The following is a 2,003-nucleotide window of genomic DNA, read 5'->3' as shown; positions in this document are numbered from 1 at the left end:
GGTCTATATCCAGAGACTGAACGCCCAGTTAAGACTCGGTTTCCCTACGGCTCCCCTAGATGGTTAACCTTGCCACTGAATATAAGTCGCTGACCCATTATACAAAAGGTACGCAGTCACAGGACAAGCCTGCTCCTACTGCTTGTACGTACACGGTTTCAGGTTCTATTTCACTCCCCTCACAGGGGTTCTTTTCGCCTTTCCCTCACGGTACTGGTTCACTATCGGTCAGTCAGTAGTATTTAGCCTTGGAGGATGGTCCCCCCATATTCAGACAGGATATCACGTGTCCCGCCCTACTCGATTTCACTGAATATGCGTCGTCAGTTACGGGGCTATCACCCTGTATCGCCAAGCTTTCCAGCTTGTTCACCTGACGCCTATAAAGCTTAAGGGCTAGTCCAATTTCGCTCGCCGCTACTTTCGGAATCTCGGTTGATTTCTTTTCCTCGGGGTACTTAGATGTTTCAGTTCCCCCGGTTCGCCTCGTTATGCTATGTATTCACATAACGATACTTACTTATGTAAGTGGGTTTCCCCATTCGGAAATCCCAGACTCAAGTGGTTTTTACTACCTAATCTGGGCTTATCGCAAGTTAATACGTCCTTCATCGCCTCTGACTGCCAAGGCATCCACCGTGTACGCTTAGTCACTTAACCATACAACCCGAAGGAGTTTCGAATTGATGTTAAACAACCAAAGTTGTCTCTCATTATTTGAATGAGCGAGAGACATATCGATTTTGCCGGACTCAAATTCCAAGAACACTTGAATGTGTTTTTAGTTGTATTCATAAATGAATACTTTGAGAACTTTACAAACAACAATAAATTGTTGTTTTGTCAGCTTTCCAAATTGTTAAAGAGCAATAATAGCTCGAAGCTTTCGCTTCAAAACCATCAATCTGTGTGAACACTCATCGCAATAATCATCGTATAAGGAGGTGATCCAGCGCCAGGTTCCCCTAGCGCTACCTTGTTACGACTTCACCCCAGTCATGAACCACAAAGTGGTAAGCGTCCCCCCGAAGGTTAAACTACCTACTTCTTTTGCAGCCCACTCCCATGGTGTGACGGGCGGTGTGTACAAGGCCCGGGAACGTATTCACCGTGGCATTCTGATCCACGATTACTAGCGATTCCGACTTCATGGAGTCGAGTTGCAGACTCCAATCCGGACTACGACGCACTTTTTGGGATTCGCTCACTTTCGCAAGTTGGCCGCCCTCTGTATGCGCCATTGTAGCACGTGTGTAGCCCTACTCGTAAGGGCCATGATGACTTGACGTCGTCCCCACCTTCCTCCGGTTTATCACCGGCAGTCTCCCTGGAGTTCCCGACATTACTCGCTGGCAAACAAGGATAAGGGTTGCGCTCGTTGCGGGACTTAACCCAACATTTCACAACACGAGCTGACGACAGCCATGCAGCACCTGTCTCAGAGTTCCCGAAGGCACCAATCCATCTCTGGAAAGTTCTCTGGATGTCAAGAGTAGGTAAGGTTCTTCGCGTTGCATCGAATTAAACCACATGCTCCACCGCTTGTGCGGGCCCCCGTCAATTCATTTGAGTTTTAATCTTGCGACCGTACTCCCCAGGCGGTCTACTTAACGCGTTAGCTCCGAAAGCCACGGCTCAAGGCCACAACCTCCAAGTAGACATCGTTTACGGCGTGGACTACCAGGGTATCTAATCCTGTTTGCTCCCCACGCTTTCGCATCTGAGTGTCAGTATCTGTCCAGGGGGCCGCCTTCGCCACCGGTATTCCTTCAGATCTCTACGCATTTCACCGCTACACCTGAAATTCTACCCCCCTCTACAGTACTCTAGTCTGCCAGTTTCAAATGCTATTCCGAGGTTGAGCCCCGGGCTTTCACATCTGACTTAACAAACCACCTGCATGCGCTTTACGCCCAGTAATTCCGATTAACGCTCGCACCCTCCGTATTACCGCGGCTGCTGGCACGGAGTTAGCCGGTGCTTCTTCTGTCGCTAACGTCAAA

2 rRNA genes are annotated in these 2,003 nt (G+C 49.2%); both read right to left on the bottom strand.

Going from position 1 to position 2,003, the window contains the following annotated elements:
• Nucleotides 1-660, bottom strand: a 23S ribosomal RNA gene (locus D8S93_RS24735); the annotation flags it as partial.
• 277 nt (nucleotides 661-937) lie between these two features.
• Nucleotides 938-2,003, bottom strand: a 16S ribosomal RNA gene (locus tag D8S93_RS24725); the annotation flags it as partial.

Origin of the sequence: Vibrio sp. VGrn 2 (assembly GCF_009361695.1) — a bacterium.
GTDB lineage: Bacteria > Pseudomonadota > Gammaproteobacteria > Enterobacterales > Vibrionaceae > Vibrio > Vibrio diabolicus.
This window is presented reverse-complemented; position numbering and strand designations above follow the sequence as displayed.